This is a genomic window from Sorangium sp. So ce362 (assembly GCF_051519845.1).
GTDB lineage: Bacteria > Myxococcota_A > Polyangia > Polyangiales > Polyangiaceae > Sorangium.
Window position 1 is genome coordinate 1592334 of record NZ_CP150332.1, and the last position, 19017, is coordinate 1611350.

Consider the following 19017-nt stretch of genomic DNA (forward strand, 5'->3'; position numbering starts at 1 on the left):
GCCGACGGCACCAGAGAGACTCGACAGGAGGGGACCGCGCCCGGGATCGCCTCGAGCGGGACTGCCCGTCTACGTCGGAGGAAGTGGATGAGAAGCGACGTTCTGGGACTTGGTCTTCTGGCTCTTGGGGCGGTGCTCTGCGGTGGAGGGCTCCCGGGAACGCCGGCCATCTCCGAGGCGAGGGCAGAGCCCGCTCAGGTGGCGGTGTCGGCCGCGCAGGTGACGGGGGCAGCCGCGCAGGCGGCGGTGTCGGGACCGACGTGCAAGCTGAAGGGGACGGCGCCGGTGAACAAGGGCGCCCGGCTCCACGACGCGCCGAGCGGCGGCCGGGCGATCGCGAACTTCACCGGCGCGCTGGTCCCGATGACGCTGAGCGCGATCCCGGCGGACCCGTCGGCAGGCCGGGCGAGGCTGAGCACGTCGGAGGGCTCGCCGGCGCTCCGGCTCGACGGCTACATCGCGCCCTCGGACGTCGCGGTGTACACGACGCGCGACATCCCGGTCATCCAGGGGCACATCTGGATCTCGAGCGCGCAGAAGGTGAAGCTCGTCGCGGCCACGGGCGACTCGCTCCGCGCCGAGCTCTCGATCTCCGGGTCCGAGCGGCAGACGGCGAAGGGCTCGGCCGCGTGCGACGCCTTCTCGCTGCAGCGCAGCTCCCCCGTGAAGATGGAGGTCCCCGGCAGCGCCCGCGGCTACCTGATGAAGACGTCGACGATCGAGCTGCTCGATCGCCCGGACGGCGACGTGATCTTCACGCTGAGGATGCTGGAGGGGACGGCCCAGCTCTTCTGGAGCACCGAGGCCAAGTCCGGGTTCGTCCACCTGATGTCGCGGGGCGACCTCACGATCGACGCCTGGGCGCGCCTCAAGGATCTGGAGCCGCTGAAGAAGGGCGAGATCATGGATCAGTACATCCCGCCGACGACCGCGGTGGCCGGCGCGCAGCTCGCGCTCGACAAGGCGCCGCCGATCGTGAAGGCGACGCGGGCGATCCCGGTCCGCGCGCGGCGCGACGTGAAGGAGAAGGCGGTCGGCGAGATCGAGGCCGGCGCGGAGATCTACCTGCTCGAGACGGTGGCGGGCTGGACGAACGTGCTCCCGAAGGCGCTCGGGATGACGCCGCCGGACGAGGGCGGCTTCTGGATCCCCGCCGCCGAGACGCCGAAGTAGCGAGGGCGCGGGCCCGCCGCGGCGCGCGGTGGGCCCGACCGGACGACGCGGCGCAGCGCGGTCGGGCGCACCGTGGCGCCCTGGACGAGGGGCTCAACTCTCGAGAGCCCGGCTGCCCGACGCGACTAGTTCCGCCCGCCAGAAGTCCGGCCAGGGTCGGCCGGACTTCTGCGCCGCTTCGCGGCGGCTTCGCGCGGGCGGCCCTAGTTTTGTTTCCTCGGGGCTCTGCCCCGAACCCCGGCGCCCGCTTCGCGGCCGCCCTAGTTCCGCGCGTCAGCAATCCCTGGCTGGATTTCTGACACGCGGAACTAGGATGGCGCGCATGAGCAGATCGCCGTTTCGTTCCCGGCGGCCTCGCATCGGCGCCGCCGTCGGGGTGATCGCAGCCTCGTCGACCCTCCTCGGCAACGCCGCCGCGCAGGTCGCGCCCGTGGTCCTCCCGCACGCGGCGGGCCAGCAAGCGCTCGCCGTCCGCATCGATCCGGGCGGGATCACCGCCCGCGCCTGTCCTGCGGCTGCCGCGTGCGCGCTCGACGGCGGCAAGGTCCTCGCCGTGCCCTCCGAGGTCGCGCCGCTGCTCGGCAGCGCGCGCGTCGTGCCGATCACGCTGCCCGGCGGCAAGCGCCTCGCGAAGATCGAGGCGCCTGCCGCGGGCAAGCCCGCTTCCGCGAGCGCGCCGGGCGCCGGTAGCGGCAGCTGGGCGATGCTGCTCGCGGCGCCGCTCGCGGGGAAGGGGACGGAGCCGATCGTGCTCTGGAGCGGCTGGACGGGCGTCGCGATCGGCGAGCACGGCGAGGCGCGGAGCGACGCCGTGGTCGTGGAGCCGCTCGGCAGCGGCAGCCGCGTGCTCGTCGGGCAGCTGCGCGAGGACGTGACGATCTGCGGGCGACCTGCGCTGGTCGGGGCGAGCGAGGTCGATCCCCGGACGATGACGCTCGTGAAGGGGGCGAGCTTCCAGAACCTCCCGGCCGAGGAGCGCCGCGCCGCGGGCAAGCTGGCCGCGGAGCGCCGCGAGGCCGACGCGGCGGCGCCCGCCTTCCGGCTGCTGCGCCCGACCGCGGCCTCGAGCGCGGTCGGCAAGCGCTTCGCGGAGATCGCCGACGGCGACCCGAAGACCGCGTGGTCCGAGGGCAAGGTGGGCGCGGGCCGGGGCGAGTTCGTGTCGTTCTCGTCGGCGGACGAGGTCGGGATCACGGGCCTCGGCCTGCGCATCAAGCCGCCCGACGGCGTCGAGGGCGGCGCCGCGCCGCGCACGCTCTTCGTGGCGACGCCCGATCGGCTCTTCCAGGTGAGCCTGCCCGAGGACGCGTGGCTCAAGGATTCCGCCGGCTACGAGGTGAAGCTCCCCGAGGAGATCAGGGCCTCGTGCCTCGCCGTCGTCCTCGACGAGGCGTACGCGCCGCGAGGCGCGGAGGACCGCGGCGCGCCGTCCGCTCCGGAGGTGCGCGTCACGATCGCCGAGGTCACGGCGCGCACGGCGTTCGACGGCCAGGGCCCGGGGACGCTCGTGGGCGCGCTCGCGGGCGGCGGCGAGCGATCCAGGGCGGCGGCGGCGCTGCTCGCGCGCAGCGGACCGGAGGGGATCGATGCGGCGATCGCCGGCTACGACAAGCTCGACGCGGCGGGCAGGCAGCTCGCCCGCGGCGTGATCGACGCGGCGCCGTGCGCGGCGCAGATCCCGTTCTTCACCGCGCGGCTCGCGTCCGGCGCGGCGGCGGCCGCGCGGCCCACGTCCGGCGCGGCGGCGGCCGCGCCTGCGCGCGCCCCCCGCGCCGCGGCGCCCGAGCCGGATCCCGAGCTCCACCACGCGCGCGATCGCATCCGCCGCTGCGGGCGCGCGGCCGCGCCTGCGCTGGCGGAGATCGTGAAGGAGGGCGGAGCCGCGGCCAAGGTGGCGGCGGCGGGGGAGCTCGCGCTCGTGGCGCCGGCGGAGGCGATCCCGGCGCTGCTCGACGCCCTCCCCGGGGCGCGCGGCGCGACGCGGCGCGATCTCAGGGCCGCGCTCGCGCTGGCGTCGCGGAACGGGCGGGCCGCTCCCGTCGTCGAGGAGGAGGTGCAGATGGAAAGGCTCCGCGCCCGTCCGGAGGACACGCAGCTCGATCTGCTGCGCGCGCTCGGGCCGGCGCTCGGGCGGGTGCGAGGCGGCAGCGCGGCGTTCCAGGCGCTCGCGTCCGCGGCTTCCGCGCCCTTCGCGCGGCGTTACCTGCTCCAGGCGCCGGCCGCGGCGCTCGCCCGCGCCGGCGAGGCGTCGGCCGAGGCGTACCTCCGCGCGTCGCTCCGGAAGGACGCGGACCCGCACGTGCGCCTCCGCGCCGCCGAGGTCGCGGCGGAGGTGCCGGCCCTCGCGCCGGACCTGCTCGCGGCGGCCTCCGATCCGGACGTGCGCGTGCGCGAGGCGGCGATCGTGGCGCTCTCGCGCGCGGCCTCCGCCGGCGCGAAGCTGCCCGCGGGCGCGGCCGAGGCGCTCGCGGCGCGGCTCGCCTCGGACCCGTGGACGTTCGTCCGCGGCGGCGCCGCGCTCGCGATCGGCGCGATGCCGGCGACGCTGGCGGGCGACCGGGCGCTCGTCGGGGCGCTCGCCGACCGATCGCCCGAGGTGCGCCGGCACGCGCTCGACGGCCTCGGCGCGCACAGGGCGACCGCGCACATCGAGGCCGTGCGCGACCGGGCGGAGGACAAGGCGGAGGACGTCGAGGTGCGCGCGCGCGCGATCCTCGCGCTCGGGGCGATGTGCGACGCGAGCTCGGTCGACCTGTGGACGCGGCTCGCGCTGCGGGCGAAGGCGCCGATCGGCGAGGGCGATCAGCGGCTCGGCTCGGCGGCCCTCGCGGCGCTCGGGGCGGTGCACCCGGCGGATCTGCCCGCGCGCCTCAAGCCGCTGCTCGACAAGGACACGCCGCACGGCCTGCGCGAGGCGGCGAGGGCCGCGCTCTCCGCGGCGCCGCAGTGCCGCCGGTGAGCCGCGCCGCGCGGCCGGGCTTCCCCCGCGCGGTCGTCGAGCGCACCGGCTGAGCGGCTCACCTCACGCCGCGGCCGGTCCGCCGCGGCAGCACGGCGCGGGCGCGCGCGAGCCACTCCGCGAGCGAGGCGGCGTCCTGGGGCACGGCGTCGAGGTCGGCGTCCTCCGCGACGCGCACCATCGCGGCGCCGTCGCCGGGCATCATGCCCTTCGCCGCGAGCATCGCATGCGCCCGGAGCGGCGACAGCTCCTCGGTCGCCTTCTCGCCGAGGAGCGCCAGGATCCAGCCCTCGAGCGCCGGCACGGCCACGCCGCCGATCACCTCGGGCGGCGAGGACAGGCTCGACGAGACGCGCCGGATGCCCTCCGCGATCGCCTCGCGGCGCGCCGGATCGCGGTCGATGTCGCGAGAGAACGCGAGGACGTCGCACCCTGCCTCCTTCGCGTCGATGGCCGCCCCGAGCACGTGGCGCGTGTCCTCGTGGGCCGCGCCGCGCGCCTGGTACTTCCGGATGCTCTTCCACTCGCGGGCGCCGCCGACGACCCACCCGCTCGGCTGCACGCGCGAGAGCAGCGTGAAGAGCACGCCGGGGTGCTTGTCGGACTGGTAGGCCGGGGCCCCGGCCCGGCTGCCGAGCTCGTTCTCGCCCTCGCCGACGAGGAAGACCCGGGTCCTCTCGAGCGGCTTCATCACGGCCGCGGGCCTCCTCCGAGGAGCGGCGCCTCGTCCGCGCCGTTGGCGTAGCTGAGCCAGAGCTCGCCGAGCGCGTACACCCTCGCCCGGTCCTCGAAGCCCGGCGTGTCCAGGATGCGCGTGGCCCTCATCCCCTGCTCGCCCGCGCGCGTGACGACCGTGACCTCCTCGGGCTGGAGCTCGTTCACGACGAGCGGGCTGTGCGTCGCGAGGAGGACCTGCGTCTTCTCGGAGACGATGCGCAGCGCGCGCATGACGTCGGCGATGCGCGCGGGGTGGAGCCCGTGCTCGGGCTCCTCGACGAGGAGCAGGGGCATCGGATCGAGGTGCGGCAGCGCCGCGAAGGCGAGGTAGTAGAGCATCCCCTCGCTCATCAGCGCCGCCGGCACGACGGCGCCGCCTTCGAGCTTCACCCCGATGGCCTTCGTGGTGGAGCTCGGGTTGGCGAGGTGGAGGCTCCTCACGCTGGGAAAGAGGCGGGTGAGCTCCTCGTTCAGCTCGATGTAGGCCGACAGGTCGCGGCTGATGACGGCATCGTAGAGGGCCGGCAGGCCGGTGCCGCGCTCGTCGGCGAAGCAGAGCGGCCGCCCGTCGGGGATCAGCGGGTGCGGGGCCCTCAGCGCGTCCGGGTCGAGGCGGAGCATCTGCGTGCCGCGCAGCGCCTGGACGATGTCCGGGGCGGGGCGTTCAGGGCTCGGCCCGCCGTTCGCGCCCTCGTCCTCGTCGGCGTCGTCGAGCAAGGAAGGGGGCTCCAGGTCTCTGGGGAACGACGTCGAGCGGACCCGCCCTGCGGCGTCGAGCTCCACGCGCCACGTCGTGCTCGCCGCCGACACCTCGAACACGGCGCCGCCGTGGGCCTTGCTCGCCGGGGCGCCGCGCCCGAGCGGGTCCGGCGCCGGCGCCCCGAGCGCCCGCTCGAGGACGGAGGAGAGGGTCCGGAGCGCGCGCAGCACGGTGCTCTTGCCGCTGTCGTTGGGCCCGATGAGCGCGTGCAGCGGCGTGAGCTCCAGGGTCGCATCCTGGACGCAGCCGTAGCCCTGGATGCGGAGCTGCTCGACGTAGGGTCGGTCCATCGACGTCGACGCCAGCATACCCGCGCGCGCGCTGGCAAGGAACTTGGCCCGTCGCCGCCGACCCCTCTACGCCGCGATCATGCGCCGCCTCCCGTCGATCGCGCTCCTCCTCGTCGCGCTGGCCGTCCCCCTGGCCAGCGGCCTCGGCGCGAGGCCCGCCAGCGCCAGCGTCGCCCATGAGTCGCCTTACACTTTCGAGCAGACCTTCGGTACGGCGCTGCGCCTCGTGCGCGTCGATCTCGGCTTCAAGATCGTCGAGAAGGACGTCTCCAGCGGCTACTTGCTCTTCGAGTACAGGAGCCCGGAGAGCGGCGGCAGGGTGACGCAGGGCGCGATCGAGGTCGTGAACGGCCGCGCCGGCGTGCACGTCGCCGTGCAGCTCCCCGCGATGCCGCAGTACCACGAGCAGGTGCTCCTCGACGCCCTCGTGAAGAAGCTCGCCTCCGAGCACGGCGATCCGCCGAAGAAGGCGCCGCCGCCGCCCGTGGACGCGGGCGCCCCCCCGCCCGTGGACGCGGGCGCTCCTTCGGGGTGAGCGCAGCTCGCCGGCGCGCCGCCCCGGCCGAGCAGCGCTCGCCGCGCGCCTAGCCGCTGCGCCGCACGTACTCGAAGTCGACGGGCTTGCCCTTGAGCCCCTTCGCCGGCGCCGCGATCCAGTTCGCCATCTGCTTCGGATCGAACACGGGCTTCTCCATCAGGCTCCTCACGTACGCCTCGTCGCTCGCGGTCGGCAGCCACGCGTCGCGCCGGCGCTCCCACGCCTCCTTCGAGAGCGGGTCGCCGTCGACGTCGAAGTGGAGCCCCGCGTAGATCCCCGAGCTCCGGTGGAAGCGTCGGCTCGGCAGCCGCAGCCTGAACGGCACGCCCGCCTCCTCGATCACCCGGTTCATCTTGTCGATCCCGCGCTGCGAGTCGCTCACGTACTCGTCGCGCAGCACCTCGTTCATCGCGTTCCGGAGCGGCACCTCCTCGCGCCGCCACCCGGACACCGCGCCGCCCGCCGCCGCCACGGGCACGTCGAGCGCGTAGGCGCCGTCGATCGCCCGGTGATCCTCGTACGACTCCTCCTTCGCCCGGCCCTTCACGCTCGAGGCGAAGAACGACGCGGCGTTCGAGGAGATCTCCCCGCCGAAGAGATCGAGCGACACCGAGTACCAGAGGTTCAGGTACTTCTGCATCGTCGGCAGATCGACGCCGCCCTCGGCGCGCGCGTCCTCGTTCTTGTTGCGCTTCATCAGCTCGCACGTCCGCTGGACGATGCGGAGCAGGCCCGTCTCGCCGACGAACATGTGGTGCGCCTCCTCGGTCAGCATGAACCGCGTCGTGCGCGACAGCGGATCGAAGCCGCTCTCCGCGAGCGCGAGCAGCTGGTACTTGCCGTCGCGATCCGTGAAGTAGGTGAACATGAAGAACGAGAGCCAGTTCGTGCACGGCTCGTTGAAGGCGCCCAGGATCCGCGGCTTGTCCGGGTCGCCGCTCCGCCGCTCCAGGAGCGCCTCCGCCTCTTCCCGGCCGTCGCGGCCGAAGTGGCTTTGCAGGAGGTACACCATCGCCCAGAGATGCCGCCCCTCCTCGACGTTCACCTGGAACAGGTTCCGCAGGTCGTAGACGCTCGGGCAGCTCTGGCCGAGCAGCCGCTGCTGCTCCACGCTCGCCGGCTCCGTGTCCCCCTGCGTCACCACCAGCCGGCGCAGCATGTTCCGGAGCTCCCCGGGCACCTCCTGCCACACCGGCTCGCCCAGGTGATCGCCGAAGCCGATCTTCCGATCGGGCACCCGATCCGCGAGGAAGATGCCCCAGCGGTACTCGGGCATCTTCACGTAGTCGAAGTGCGCCCACCCCTCGTGATCGACGCTGATCGCCGTGCGCAGGTAGATGTCGTCCGCCTGGAAGCCCACGGGCCCCGTCTCCCGCCACCAGTCGATGAACTTCGGCTGCCACGCCTCGAGGGCGCGCTGGAGCTTCTTGTCCGACGCGAGGTCGACGTTGTTCGGGATCCTGTCCGAGTTGATGACTGCGCTCACGTCCGCCTCCAGTCGAATTCGGGGCGCTCCGGGCGCCCGTACATGGTCAGCGCGCCCCGCTGGCCCACCGCGTTGGGGCGCTGGAAGATCCAGTTCTGCCAGGCCGACAGCCGCGAGAAGATCTTCGTCTCCATCGTCTCCGGCCCGCAGAAGCGCAGGCTCGCCTCCATCCCGGTGAGCGCGTCGGGCGACAGGCTCACGCGCTCCTCGATCGCGAGCCGCACCTCGTCATCCCAGTCCATCGCGTCCGGCGCGAAGGTGCAGAGGCCCTCCTCCAGCGCCTCCCCGGCGGACAGGAGGCCCGTCCTCTCCTTCAGCGCGGCCGCGCGCTCCGGCGCGCCCAGGAAGCGCGACGCGAGCCGCGTCAGGCCGTTCGACATCGTCAGCGGACCGAAGCTGAGCGAGCTCAGCGCGATCGTCGCGGCCGATGTGGGCGACGCGTCCTCTCCGCCGTCCAGCATGTAGGACCGGTCTGCCGCGAGGGCGAGCTCGAACAGGCTCCCCGCGAAGCACGAGCCCGGCTCGATCAGCGCGAACACGCTGCGCGCCGTGAGGTCGAGCCGCTTGAGCACGCGCCGCATGTGGAGCAGGACCTCCTTCACGAACCAGTCGTCCCGGCTCGCCCACAGCGCCTCGTCCGCGGCCCGCACCGCGTCCGGAGAGCCGGTCGTCCTCAGGAGGACGAGGCCCACCATCGGGTGGTTGAAGCGGAGATCGAGGAGCGCGTCGTCGAGCTCGCGGAACGCGCGGAGCGCCCACAGGTCCGCGCCGGCCCGGCGCATCCCGGCGGCGTCCGCCGGCCCGTCGCCGTCCGGCCCAAGCACGCGGATCTCCGCCGTCCGCGCGGCGCGGTCGACCTTCAGCGAGACGTGGCGGTAGTCGCAGGTGGACGCGTCGCCGTCCTCGGCGCGCCGCGCCTCGAGCGGCGCGAGCTTCACCCCCGGCCCCGGCCTGTCCGGCGTCGCCGCCGCGAGCTCGGCGGCGCGCTGGGCCACCGCCTGATCGAAGCGGCTCCTCGGGATCGAGCGATCGACGAGGCCCCACTCCTGCGCGCGCTTGCCGCGCACCCCTTCGGCCAGCGTCGAGAACACGTCCGCGAGGTCGCGCCGCACCTTGCGCTTGTCCACGAGCCGCGTGAGCCCCCCCGTGCCCGGCAGCACGGCGAGCAGCGGCGTCTCCGGGAACGAGACGGCGCTGCTCCCGTCGTCGCACAGCAAGATCTCCTCGCACGCGAGGGCGAGCTCGTAGCCGCCGCCCGACGCGACGCCGTTCAGCGCCGCGAGGTAGCGCTGCCCGCTCTCGGAGCACGCCTCCTCGAGCGCGAGCCGCGTCTCGTTCGTGAACTTGCAGAAGTTGACCTTGAACGTGTGCGACGACGACCCGAGCATGTAGATGTTCGCGCCCGCGCAGAAGATCCGCGGCTGAGCGCTCGTCACGACCACCGCCTTCACCTCGGGGTGCTCGAAGCGCAGCCGCTGCACGATGTCGGCGAGCTCGATGTCGACCGCGAGGTCGTAGCTGTTCAGCTTCAGCTGGTAGCCGGGCCGCATCGGCGCGTCCTCGTCGACGTCCATCGCCACGCGCGCGATCGCCCCCTCGAACGAGAGCTTCCAGTGCCGGTAACGGCCCGGCTCGGTCTCGAAGCGGAGGGGCGCGCCCTCGCCGGATGAGCCCTCTTCCCGGGCTCGGGTCTGCGGCTCCGACGCCGCCGAAGGAGCAGAGGTGGTCGCGTCCATACCCGACGAGCCCACCACCGCGACGGGTCTCAGTCAAGCAGTATAGTTCTTGATGACGCGGTTCTCATGAAATATAGTGCATCAAAGAGATGCCGCCCCGCCAGACATCGCCTCGGGAGCGCGTCCAGCAGAGCCAGGGCCCGGAGGCCGTCGCGGACGACGCCGGCGGTGGTGCGTCGCCGATCCTCGCGCACCTCGCCGGGCGGCTCCGGCAGCGTCGCCAGGAGCTCGCGCTCACCCTGCGCGAGCTCGCCGAGCTCGCCGGGGTGAGCGAGCGCTTCCTGGTGCTGCTCGAGAGCGGTCGGGCGAACGTGTCCGTGGTGCGGCTGGAGGACATCGGCCGCGCGCTGCGCACCTCGGCCGCCGCGCTGCTCTCGGCGAGCGAGCTCGTCGAGGAGGAGGCGTCGCGCGGCCCGTCATCGGGCGAGGCGGGGGCGGCCGGCGGGGTGCTCGTCGCGCTGCTCGGCATGCGCGGGGCCGGCAAGACCACGATCGGCGGCCGCGCGGCGGCGCGGCTCGGGGCGCCCTTCCTCGAGCTCGACGGGCTCGTGGCGGCCCGCGCCGGGATGAGCCTCGCGGCCCTGTTCGAGATCCACGGAAACGCGTACTACCGGCGGCTGGAGCGCGAGGAGCTCGCGCGGCTCGCCGACGCGCGCGCCCACGGGATCGTGGCCACGGGCGGCGGCCTGGTGACCGATCCGGCGACCTTCGAGCGGCTGCGGCGCTGCGCGGTGACGGTCTGGCTGCGGGCGAAGCCCGAGGACCACTGGCGCCGCGTGGTCGAGCAGGGGGACGCGCGCCCCATGGCCAACCGGGCCGACGCCATGAAGGAGCTCAGGGCGCTCTTCCAGGCGCGGCGCGCGCTCTATGAGCAGGCTGACTTCGTGGTGGACACGTCGGCGCTCGGACTCGCCCGCTCTGTCGATCGCGTGGTCAAGATCGCTCGTGAAGCTGGTAGAAGGGACGCGACGCGCTCGCCTTGATCTGGGGCGCGCTCCCTCCTTCCATGTCCATGCCGCGCATGAAAATTCTCTTCGTGGTGTCCGAATGCGTCCCCTTCAGCAAGACCGGTGGCCTCGCCGACGTGGCGGGCGCGCTGCCGATCGCGCTTGCCGCAGCTGGCCATGACGTGCGCGTCGTGATGCCGGCCTACCGGGTCGCCAAGCGCTACCTCGCCCGCCAGATCGCGCTCGCCGAGCAGCAGGCCGGGGGCAGCGGGGCGAGCGCCGCGAAGGCCGCCGACACGCCGGCGAGCGCCGCGGCGCAGGGCGAGGACGGGTCGTCTCCGGCGGAGCGCTTCATGCCGCACCGGTTGCCGGAGCCGCTCGGCGTGCCGCTCGGCGGGGGTGAGGCGTGGACCGGCATCTGGGAGACGCGCCTCGATCCCGGGACCCCCGGCGCGCCCCGCGTGTACCTGCTCGAGCACGACGTGTTCTACGATCGCGACGGCATCTACGGGGACGCGCACGGCGAGTTCGGCGACAACCTCGCCCGCTACGGGCTGCTGTCGCGCGGCGCGCTGCAGCTCTGCCATGCCCTCGGCTTCTGGCCGGATGTCGTCCACGTCCACGACTGGCAGACGGCCCTGGTCCCGCTCTACCTCAACGTCCTCGAGCACCGCTCGCCGCTCGCGCGCGCCGCGTCGGTGCTGACGATCCACAACCTCGGCTACCAGGGCTGGTTCAACAAGACGCAGCTCCCCACGACGGGGCTCGGCTGGGATCAGTTCCACAGGTTCTGCCTGGAGGCGTACGACAGCATCAACCTGCTCAAGGCCGGCATCTACAACGCCACGCTCGTCTCCACGGTCTCGCCCAGGTACGCGCAGGAGATCCAGACGTGGGAAGGCGGCGAGGGGCTCGACGGCGTGCTCCGGGATCGCGGCACCGACGTCATCGGCATCCTCAACGGCATCGACGATTCCATCTGGAACCCCGCGACCGATCCCCACATCGCGGCGACGTACTCGGCCGAGGATCTGGGCGACAAGCGCCTCTGCAAGGCGGCGCTCCAGCGCGAGATGGGCCTCGAGGAGCGCCCCGACGTCCCGCTCCTCGGGCTCATCAGCCGCCTGGCGACCCAGAAGGGGATCGACATCCTCGCGGGCGCGCTCGACCATATCCTGTCGCTCGACGTCCAGCTCGTGATCCTCGGCTCCGGCGAGCGCTGGGCCGAGGACCTCTTCTCGCGGATCGCCGGCTCGAGCGATCGCCTCCGTGTCCACGTTGGCATGAACGAGGGGCTCGCCCACCGCATCGAGGCGGGCGCCGACCTCTTCCTCATGCCGTCGCGCTACGAGCCCTGCGGCCTGAACCAGCTCTACAGCCAGCGCTACGGGACGCTGCCGGTCGTGCGCGCCGTCGGCGGCCTCGACGACACGGTCGAGAACAACGTCACGGGCTTCAAGTTCGAGGAGATGTCGTCGATGGCGCTCGGGAACACCGTCGCCTGGGCGGTGCACCTCTACCGCGCCGACCCGGCGTACTTCCGGACGATGCAGCTGCGGGCGATGAAGAAGAACTTCGGCTGGGCGCACGCCGCGCGGCAGTACGAGGCGCTCTACCGCCTCGCCATCTCCCGCCGCACCGGCCGCCCGCTCTGATCGCGCCCGCGCCCCCGGAGGGAGGCGCGGCGCGTTCAGAGCGCGCGGGCGCCGGCGCCTCCCTTCCGGGGAGCGCCGCCCGGGGCGCGCTACTCCTTCTGCGGCGCGTCGGCCGGCGCGTCGGCCGGCGCGGCCGGCTTCGCGGCCCTGGCGGCCTCGCGCGTCGCCGCCTGGCCCTTCGCGATGAGCGAGCGCGAGAGCGCCCGGTGCTTGCCCTCGATCACCGACACGAAGCTCGTGACGACCGGCAGGAACAGGGCGGGCGAGGAGATCCCCTGGCCCGTCAGCTTCGGCTCGGCCGCCTTCACGTCGCGGAGGAAGCCGTCGAGCGCGGGCGTCATGATCTTGGACCACGGGTCGGTCTGGTGGGTCGTGCCGTGGGCCTTGAGCGCTGCCGCCGACGTCTCCACCTTCTGGAGCGCGGTCTTCACCGCCGCGGGGTCGACGTTCTTGCTGGAGAGGATCACCATGAGCGCGCGCGCGTCCTCGAGGGCCGTGATCGCCGCCTTCTGGCCCTCGTCCGCCTTCGCGAGGTCGGGCATGTGCGACGAGTGCCACGCGGACACCACGAGGCCGAGCTTGTCGGAGTGCGCGTCGAGCTTCTGGAAGTCGGCGATGAGCTTCGCGTGGAGCTCCTTGCCCTTCGCGAAGCTGTCCTTCTTGTACTCCTCGCGCTGGTAGTAGTTGGCCGCCGAGGCGATGGTCTTCGCGAGATCGGTCGCGAACGGCGCGTACTCGGCGAGCGCGGTGTCCACGTCCGGCATGGCCGGGTCCTTGAGGCTGAGGGCGACGGTGCAGGCGCGCGCGTTGCGCTCGTGCGGCGCGCGCGCGCTGAAGTTGAACGGCCGGCGGTCGTCCTTGCCGGGCCCGGTCTTGGCGGCGGCGGCGCCGGGCACGGGCGGCTTGGCGGGGAGCAAGCCCTTCGGGGCGTCCCCGGCCTTCGCCTGCTCCTCGGTGCCGAACTTCGGGATCTTCTTCTCGCTGGGCTCGTCCTTGCCGAGGCTCGCGAGGTACGTGTCGCGGGCCTGTTTCAGCGAGAGCGTCCCGAAGTAGCAGACGTCGACGCGGTACTCCTTCAGCGACTGCGGGTCGACCTTCGTGAGCGGCGACACGGGCGTCCGCAGGCTCGCCTTACCCTTGTTCGCCGCCGCGGAGCTTGCCGGCTCCGGCTGGGGAGGAGGCGGGTCCTCCTTGCAGCCGGCGGCGCCGCTGGCAACGAGCACGAGCGCGATGGAACAGAGAGACCTGACGGAAATCATTCGGTGTGCCTCCTCGGCTGGCGCAGAACGGGCGCATCATGCCTAAGCCGGCGGCGCTTGCAACACCGGCCATGGACGGGAACTTGCGGCGCTGGTAGGGAAAACCCCGGCTCGGGCCCCAAACACGCGAGGTCTCTGGGTTCTTCCTGGCGTCCGCTGTGGCTGATGAAACGATCAGGGTCTAAGGTCGGCCGCGTGAAGCTGCGAAGCCTGACCTTGGACGAGCTGACCTTCGACGACGAGCGCTCTTTCCGGCACGTCGCGCTCTACGACGATCTGAAGCAGGTGCTCCGGCGCGACGGGTACCGCTTCCGGGTGCCCGAGGGCGAGGCGAGCTGGGACCGCGTCGTCTTCTTGAACCTGACGTTCTGGAGCCAGAGTGAGCAGGGTGACCTGATCGCCAGCGAGCACGTCGCCGCGGACGTCGTGACGCACGTCGCGTGGCACCACCTCGCCCACCGCGCCCTCACCGCCGCGAGCGCCGGCGCTCCGCCCAGCGCGGAGGCGCTCCTGCTCGCCGAGTCCATCGCGAGCGCCTTCGATCTGTACCTCGTGGGGCGCCTCCTCGGGCACGCTCCGAACGCCGAGTTCCTGGCCACGCAGGTGCCGGCGATGGCCGAGGCGGCCGAGGCGAGTGGGCTCTCCGATGCCGGCTTCGAGGCGCTCCTGGAGAGCGTGTCCGCGGATCCGGAGCGCGCCTTCGAGGACCTGCGCGCCCTGCTCTTCGACGTGACCACGGCGCTCCTGCCCTGCGATCGCCTGAGCCGCGCGGCCGAGATCCTCTCCGGCTTCGACGCGCACCGCTTCGCCCCGCTCCTCCACCACTACGAGCTGTCGAACTGGCTCCTGTCGACCCGCGCTCCCGGGTCCCCGCCCGCCCCCGATCCGGTCGCCCGCGCCGTCGACGCGGCGCTGCGCAGCGCCGCGGTCTCGCTGGAGTGGCTGGAGCAGCGCTGGGTGCGCCCTCCCGCGCCGCTGCCGGTGAGCGCCGAAACGCCCTCCGTATAGGGCGAAACCTCGCGAAGGCTGCGGTGGAGGGGGTGGAGGCCGGAGGCGCCGAGCGGGCGAGCCGGAGAGCGACCGCCCCGGTCAATTGCCAAGAAGATTGCGCGCCCTGACGAGCTGCGCGATTCTCCTCCCACGGTGCAACTCGCCTGCTCTGTCTGCAGGGCCTACGTGGAGATCGGGGTAGGACGCGAGATGCGTCCGTCCCTCCCGTTTGTCTGCAAATCCTGCCGCACGAAGAGCAAGCAGTTGGCGTCTGACCGGGGCGAGCCGCGGTCGTCACCCTCGGTCGTTCCGAGCTCCGCGAGCGGGCGCGACCGGGGCGAACCGCCGGGCGAGCCGGAGCGGGCGAGGCTGTCCTCCGGGCCTGCGCCCGAGAGGGAGCCCGAGCTGCCCGGCGACCTGCTGGACGCCGAGACGACGCTCCCAGGCGCGGGCATCCAGCGCAGGCCAGCGCCCGCGGGCGACCCGGAGCGGCGCGCGGCGTCGGCTCCGCCGGCGCGGAAGCGAGGGCTCACGCTCGCGGAGCGGATCGCGCAGCAGGAGCTGGACGCCGCGCCGGAGTCGAGCCCGAGGGCGCATCGGCTGGATGCGCTCGACGTGGCGGCGGAGGCCTCGCTCGAGCACGCGGTGGTGACGCCGGACGGCGGGCTGGGGCGGCGTGAGGTCCCGATGCGGCCTCGCACGTTCGCCGGCGTCCCCTGGGAGGACTCGCGCCGCGGCGGCGGGGCGGCGCCGTCGACGGGCGGCCGGAGCCCGTCGGCGCTCCCTCCTGCCGACTCCGATCCCGTCTCGATCCAGGATCTCGCGCAGATGCTCTCCCCCGGGGTCGAGCCGCCCTCGCTCTCCTTCGGGTCGGGCGCCGCCGAGGCCGAGCGCGCGAGCCAGCGCGCGCCGGCGCCCGAGGCCGCCGCGAGGCCGCGCGCTGTCGCACGGTCGCCGATCCCGGTCCGGCCGCCGGCGCGGCGAGAGCACCGCGTCACGACGGCGCCGGCGGCGGTGCGACCGCGATCCGCCGCCACCCCGCGCGCGGGCGCCTCCACTCGGCCTATCGCGCCGCCGTCCGAGATGCCGCCGGCGCCGCTGTCCGAGATGCCGCCGGCGCCGCTGTCGATCGACGAGGCCCGGCCGTCGTCTCACCGCTCGTCGCCCGAGCTCCGCCTCCAGGACGTGCAGGCGATGGCGGCGCTCGCCCCGCAGCCTCTGCCGTCCACGCGGCGCGTCCGGTCCGGCCGGGGACCCGCGGACGCCTCCCCGGCGGACCTCGCCCTGCTGGGGTCGCTCTCCCCGCCGCCGGCCGCGAGCCCGCCGCCGATCGCTACTTCGACGCGCGCCCCGGAGGCGTCGCGGCGAGAGCGCGCGAAGCCGACGGCGGCGGAGGCGCAGGGCGCCGCGGAAGGGCTGCGCGAGCAGGGGAGCGACGAGCGGCCCGCGCGCGAGCCGCTGGCGCGCGCGAGCGACGCTCCCAGGGCGACCGGCCGCCCGCCGGGCGACCGGATCAGCCAGAGCGATCTTCGTGGGCGCGCCGGTCGCAAGGAGGACTCGGGTCTGATCGACCTGCGCAGCATGGCGCCGCCGCCTGACGCGGCGGGTGAGGCGCGCCGCAACGAGAGCCGGGCCGACGAGGAGATCCTGAGCATCAGCGGCGGGCTGTTCGAGGGAGCCGCCGCTGAGCGCAGTTCGTCTTCGTCGTTCCCCGAGCAGCCGAGCGAGCCCGACCTCGTGGCCGTCGAGGGGCACACGTCCTCCGAGGATTCCGAGGAAGAGACGCCGGTGCGCACCTCGATCACGGCCAGCTCCCTCGTATCGGAGGGGATGCGCATCCTCTCGACGCCGGCGTGGCGCCAGTACATGGCGATCACCGGCTGGGTGACCGTCGTCTTCATCGTGTTCGGCGCCGCGCTGTACCTCGCGCAGGCCCACGGTCGATCGTCCAGCGCCACGGCGAGCCATCCCGCGCCGGCGAGCAGCGGCGACGCGCTCGCCGCCGCTCCGCCGGAGGCGGCGCCGCCGTTGCCGGCTGCACCTGCCCCTGCCGACCAGGCCGCCGACCGCGAGCCGTCCCTCGATGACGAGCCGATCGCGGATCTGCCGGCCGTCGCCCCCGGCCTCGTGGAGGAGGCGCCGGTCGCCTCCGCCGTCTCGACGGGCGAGCCGGCCGCGCCGACCCCCCCCGAGCCGGCGCAGGCGCGCGCTGCACCGCGGCCGACGCCTCCGCCGAGCGCCGCGCCGGCGGCGAGCGTCGTGCTCGCGGCGGGCACCGCGCCGGCGGCGAGCGCCGCGCCGGCGGCGAGCGCCGCGCCGGCGGCGGGCACCGCGCCGGAGGCCAGCGCCGGCCCGCGTATCGGCGAGGAGGCTCAGGCGGCCGAGAAGCCAGCCCGGGACGCGGCGGCGTCCGCGCCCGAGCGCTCAAAGCCGGCGGCCAAGCCGCCGACGGCGGCCTCGCCGCTCCTGCCGGCGAAGGACGAGCCCGCCCGCTTCGATCAGAGCGCGGCGACCAGCGCCCTCGCGTCCGCGGCCGCGGCCGCGGCCGGCTGCACCGGCGAGGGGCTCACGGGCACGGCCCGCGTGGCCGTCACCTTCTCGCCCTCGGGCAAGACCATGTCGGCGCGCGTGGAAGGGGGCGATCTCGTCGGGACCGCCACCGCCGCGTGCATCGCCGCCGCGTTTCGCAGCGCCACGGTGCCGCCTTTCGAGGGGATCCCGGTCACCGTCATGAAGCAAGTGAAGATCCGCTGACGACGGGCCGAAAGCTTTCTATCCTCCCGCCGCTGTGCTGGTCGCGCTTCGGGTCAAGAACTTCATTCTGATGGATGCTCTCGAGCTCCGGCTCGAGCCTGGCTTCAACGTGCTCACCGGCGAGACGGGCGCGGGCAAGTCCATCGTCGTGGGCGCGCTCTCGCTGGTCCTCGGCGGCCGCGCGAGCGCGGAGCAGGTCCGCCCCGGCGCGGACGACGCCGAGATCGAGGCGCTCTTCGACGTGCGCAGCTCGGATCGCGCGATGGCGATGCTGGACGCCGCCGGCATCGCGAGCGACGGCGAGATCGTGATCCGCCGCGTGATCCAGGCGACCGGCCGTTCGCGCGCCTACCTGAACGGCCGCCTCTGCACCGCGGGCGAGCTCCAGGCGTTCGCCCCGGAGCTCGCCGACGTCGCCTCGCAGCACGAGAGCGTCGCGCTCACCGACCCGTCGACGCACCTCGGGTACCTCGATCGTTTCGGCCGCCTGGTGCCGGCGCGCAGCGAGCTCGCGGCGGACGTCAGCGAGCTCGAGGCGCTCACCGCCCAGCTCAGGGCCGCCCGCGAGCTGGAGCGCGGCCGCGCCGAGCGCGAGGCGTTCCTCTCCTTCCAGCTCCAGGCCATCGACGCGCTCTCGCCGCGCCCCGGCGAGCTCGCCGATCTCGCGGCCGAGCGCAACCGGCTCCGCCACGCGGGCCGCCTGCACGACATCACGCGTCGCGCGGCGTCCCGCCTCGATCAAGGGGACGACGCGATGTGCGACGAGCTCGCGCGCCTCGCCTCGGAGCTCCGGGCCGCCGCGGAGATCGACCCCGCCCTCGACGACGTAGCCCGCGCCGTCGACGGCTGCTGGACGGAGCTCAGCGAGGCGGCCCGCCAGATCGGCCGCTACGCCGAGCGCGCGGAGGCCGATCCGGATCGCCTCTCCGAGATCGAGGATCGCATGTACCGCCTCGAGGGCCTGCTCCGGCAGCACGGCCCCACGCTCGACGACGTGCTCGCCGCGCGGGCGCGCCTCGCGGCCGAGCTCGGGCACCTCTCGGGGGTCGAGAGCCACGTCGCGGAGCTCGAGCGGCGGCGCGACGCCCTGCTCGCCGTCGCCGCCGATCGCGCCCGCAGGCTGTCGGCGAAGCGGCGGAAGGCCGGCGAGAAGCTCGGCGCCGCGATCTCGACGGAGCTCGCTGACCTCGGCATGGGCGGCGCGCGGGTGGTCGTGGACATCGAGCCGCACGGCGGCGACCGCGCCGCGCTGGTGGTCGACGGCGCCCGCCTCGGCCAGGACGGGATCGACCGCGTCGAGTTCCTCATCTCGCCCAACAAGGGGATCGAGCCTCGCCCCTTGCGCCGCATCGCCTCGGGCGGCGAGCTGTCGCGCGCGTTGCTCGCGCTCAAGCGCGTGCTCGCGGAGTGCGGGCCGGCGGGGCTCTACGTCTTCGACGAGGTCGACAGCGGCGTCGGCGGCGCCGTCGCCGACAAGATCGGGCGCGCGATCGGCGACGTGGCGCGCCACCACCAGGTGCTGTGCATCACCCACCTGGCGCCCATCGCGGCGTTCGCCAGCGCGCACTTCGTCGTCGCCAAGGAGAACGCGGGCGGCATCGCGAAGAGCTCGGTCTCGCGCGTCGACAAGAAGGACCGCATCGCCGAGGTCGCACGGATGCTGTCGGGCGCGAAGGTCACGGGCGCGTCGCTCCGGGCCGCGACGGAGCTCATCGAGGCGGCGCGCCTCTAGCGCGGCGGTCGTACCCGAGGC

General features: G+C 74.0%; 13 protein-coding genes. 8 read left to right on the forward strand and 5 right to left on the reverse strand.

What is annotated here, in order from left to right:
* Nucleotides 1–87 precede the first annotated feature (87 nt).
* Both WMF17_RS06315 and WMF17_RS06320 read left to right on the forward strand, forming a co-directional pair.
* Entirely contained in the window at nucleotides 88–1173 is a 1086-nt protein-coding gene (locus tag WMF17_RS06315) for a hypothetical protein (RefSeq protein ID WP_437648674.1), read from the forward strand.
* Nucleotides 1174–1495: 322 nt separating this feature from the next.
* On the forward strand, nucleotides 1496–4132 hold the full coding sequence (locus tag WMF17_RS06320) for a HEAT repeat domain-containing protein (protein ID WP_437648675.1): 2637 nt from the start codon (nucleotides 1496–1498) through the stop codon (nucleotides 4130–4132).
* Nucleotides 4133–4190: 58 nt separating this feature from the next.
* On the opposite strand, the gene WMF17_RS06325 is transcribed toward WMF17_RS06320, so the two are convergent.
* Both WMF17_RS06325 and WMF17_RS06330 read right to left on the reverse strand, forming a co-directional pair.
* On the reverse strand, nucleotides 4191–4823 hold the full coding sequence (locus WMF17_RS06325; protein WP_437604217.1) for a hypothetical protein: 633 nt from the start codon (nucleotides 4821–4823) through the stop codon (nucleotides 4191–4193).
* Complete coding sequence (locus WMF17_RS06330; RefSeq protein ID WP_437648676.1) at nucleotides 4823–5899, reverse strand: AAA family ATPase; 1077 nt, start codon at nucleotides 5897–5899, stop codon at nucleotides 4823–4825. Before WMF17_RS06330 ends, WMF17_RS06325 begins: the two co-directional genes overlap by 1 nt.
* A gap of 79 nt (nucleotides 5900–5978) precedes the next feature.
* Here WMF17_RS06330 and WMF17_RS06335 point away from each other — a divergent pair, with 79 nt between their 5' ends.
* A complete protein-coding gene (locus tag WMF17_RS06335) occupies nucleotides 5979–6434 on the forward strand; it encodes a hypothetical protein (RefSeq protein ID WP_437601053.1) in 456 nt (151 codons plus the stop codon).
* Nucleotides 6435–6483: 49 nt separating this feature from the next.
* Here the strand turns inward: WMF17_RS06335 and boxB are convergent, their stop codons facing one another.
* On the reverse strand, nucleotides 6484–7923 hold the full coding sequence (gene boxB / locus WMF17_RS06340) for a benzoyl-CoA 2,3-epoxidase subunit BoxB (protein ID WP_437601054.1): 1440 nt from the start codon (nucleotides 7921–7923) through the stop codon (nucleotides 6484–6486).
* Entirely contained in the window at nucleotides 7920–9659 is a 1740-nt protein-coding gene (boxC, locus tag WMF17_RS06345) for a 2,3-epoxybenzoyl-CoA dihydrolase (protein ID WP_437648677.1), read from the reverse strand. Before boxC ends, boxB begins: the two co-directional genes overlap by 4 nt.
* Nucleotides 9660–9748: 89 nt before the next feature.
* On the opposite strand from boxC, the gene WMF17_RS06350 reads away from it, so the two are divergent.
* Entirely contained in the window at nucleotides 9749–10642 is an 894-nt protein-coding gene (locus WMF17_RS06350) for a shikimate kinase (protein WP_437648678.1), read from the forward strand.
* Between the two features lie 29 nt (nucleotides 10643–10671).
* Nucleotides 10672–12261: a glycogen synthase gene (locus WMF17_RS06355; protein WP_437651297.1), complete on the forward strand. Its 1590-nt coding sequence runs from the start codon at nucleotides 10672–10674 to the stop codon at nucleotides 12259–12261.
* 89 nt (nucleotides 12262–12350) lie between these two features.
* Here WMF17_RS06355 and WMF17_RS06360 read toward each other — a convergent pair whose 3' ends face one another.
* Nucleotides 12351–13520: a DUF3829 domain-containing protein gene (locus WMF17_RS06360; protein ID WP_437648679.1), complete on the reverse strand. Its 1170-nt coding sequence runs from the start codon at nucleotides 13518–13520 to the stop codon at nucleotides 12351–12353.
* A gap of 195 nt (nucleotides 13521–13715) precedes the next feature.
* Here WMF17_RS06360 and WMF17_RS06365 point away from each other — a divergent pair, with 195 nt between their 5' ends.
* The 3 genes from WMF17_RS06365 to recN all read left to right on the forward strand — a co-directional run bounded on the left by WMF17_RS06365 (nucleotide 13716) and on the right by recN (nucleotide 18996).
* The gene (locus WMF17_RS06365) at nucleotides 13716–14528 is read left to right on the forward strand and encodes a hypothetical protein (RefSeq protein WP_437601058.1); all 813 of its coding nucleotides are present in this window, start codon (nucleotides 13716–13718) and stop codon (nucleotides 14526–14528) included.
* Between the two features lie 246 nt (nucleotides 14529–14774).
* Entirely contained in the window at nucleotides 14775–17264 is a 2490-nt protein-coding gene (locus tag WMF17_RS06370; RefSeq protein ID WP_437648680.1) for a hypothetical protein, read from the forward strand.
* A 34-nt stretch (nucleotides 17265–17298) separates the two neighbouring features.
* Nucleotides 17299–18996 (forward strand): DNA repair protein RecN, encoded by a 1698-nt coding sequence (gene recN / locus WMF17_RS06375; RefSeq protein ID WP_437601060.1) that lies wholly within the window; start codon nucleotides 17299–17301, stop codon nucleotides 18994–18996.
* Nucleotides 18997–19017 lie beyond the last annotated feature (21 nt).

What these genes read in the sequence shown, in the direction of transcription:
- WMF17_RS06355 (WP_437651297.1), top strand. Translation starts at nt 10,672, where the DNA reads ATGCCGCGCATGAAAATTCTCTTCGTGGTGTCCGAATGCGTCCCCTTC.
- WMF17_RS06360 (WP_437648679.1), bottom strand. Translation starts at nt 13,520, where the DNA reads ATGATTTCCGTCAGGTCTCTCTGTTCCATCGCGCTCGTGCTCGTTGCC.
- WMF17_RS06325 (WP_437604217.1), bottom strand. Translation starts at nt 4,823, where the DNA reads ATGAAGCCGCTCGAGAGGACCCGGGTCTTCCTCGTCGGCGAGGGCGAG.
- boxC (WP_437648677.1), bottom strand. Translation starts at nt 9,659, where the DNA reads ATGGACGCGACCACCTCTGCTCCTTCGGCGGCGTCGGAGCCGCAGACC.
- WMF17_RS06320 (WP_437648675.1), top strand. Translation starts at nt 1,496, where the DNA reads ATGAGCAGATCGCCGTTTCGTTCCCGGCGGCCTCGCATCGGCGCCGCC.
- WMF17_RS06350 (WP_437648678.1), top strand. Translation starts at nt 9,749, where the DNA reads ATGCCGCCCCGCCAGACATCGCCTCGGGAGCGCGTCCAGCAGAGCCAG.
- WMF17_RS06335 (WP_437601053.1), top strand. Translation starts at nt 5,979, where the DNA reads ATGCGCCGCCTCCCGTCGATCGCGCTCCTCCTCGTCGCGCTGGCCGTC.
- WMF17_RS06315 (WP_437648674.1), top strand. Translation starts at nt 88, where the DNA reads ATGAGAAGCGACGTTCTGGGACTTGGTCTTCTGGCTCTTGGGGCGGTG.
- WMF17_RS06330 (WP_437648676.1), bottom strand. Translation starts at nt 5,899, where the DNA reads ATGGACCGACCCTACGTCGAGCAGCTCCGCATCCAGGGCTACGGCTGC.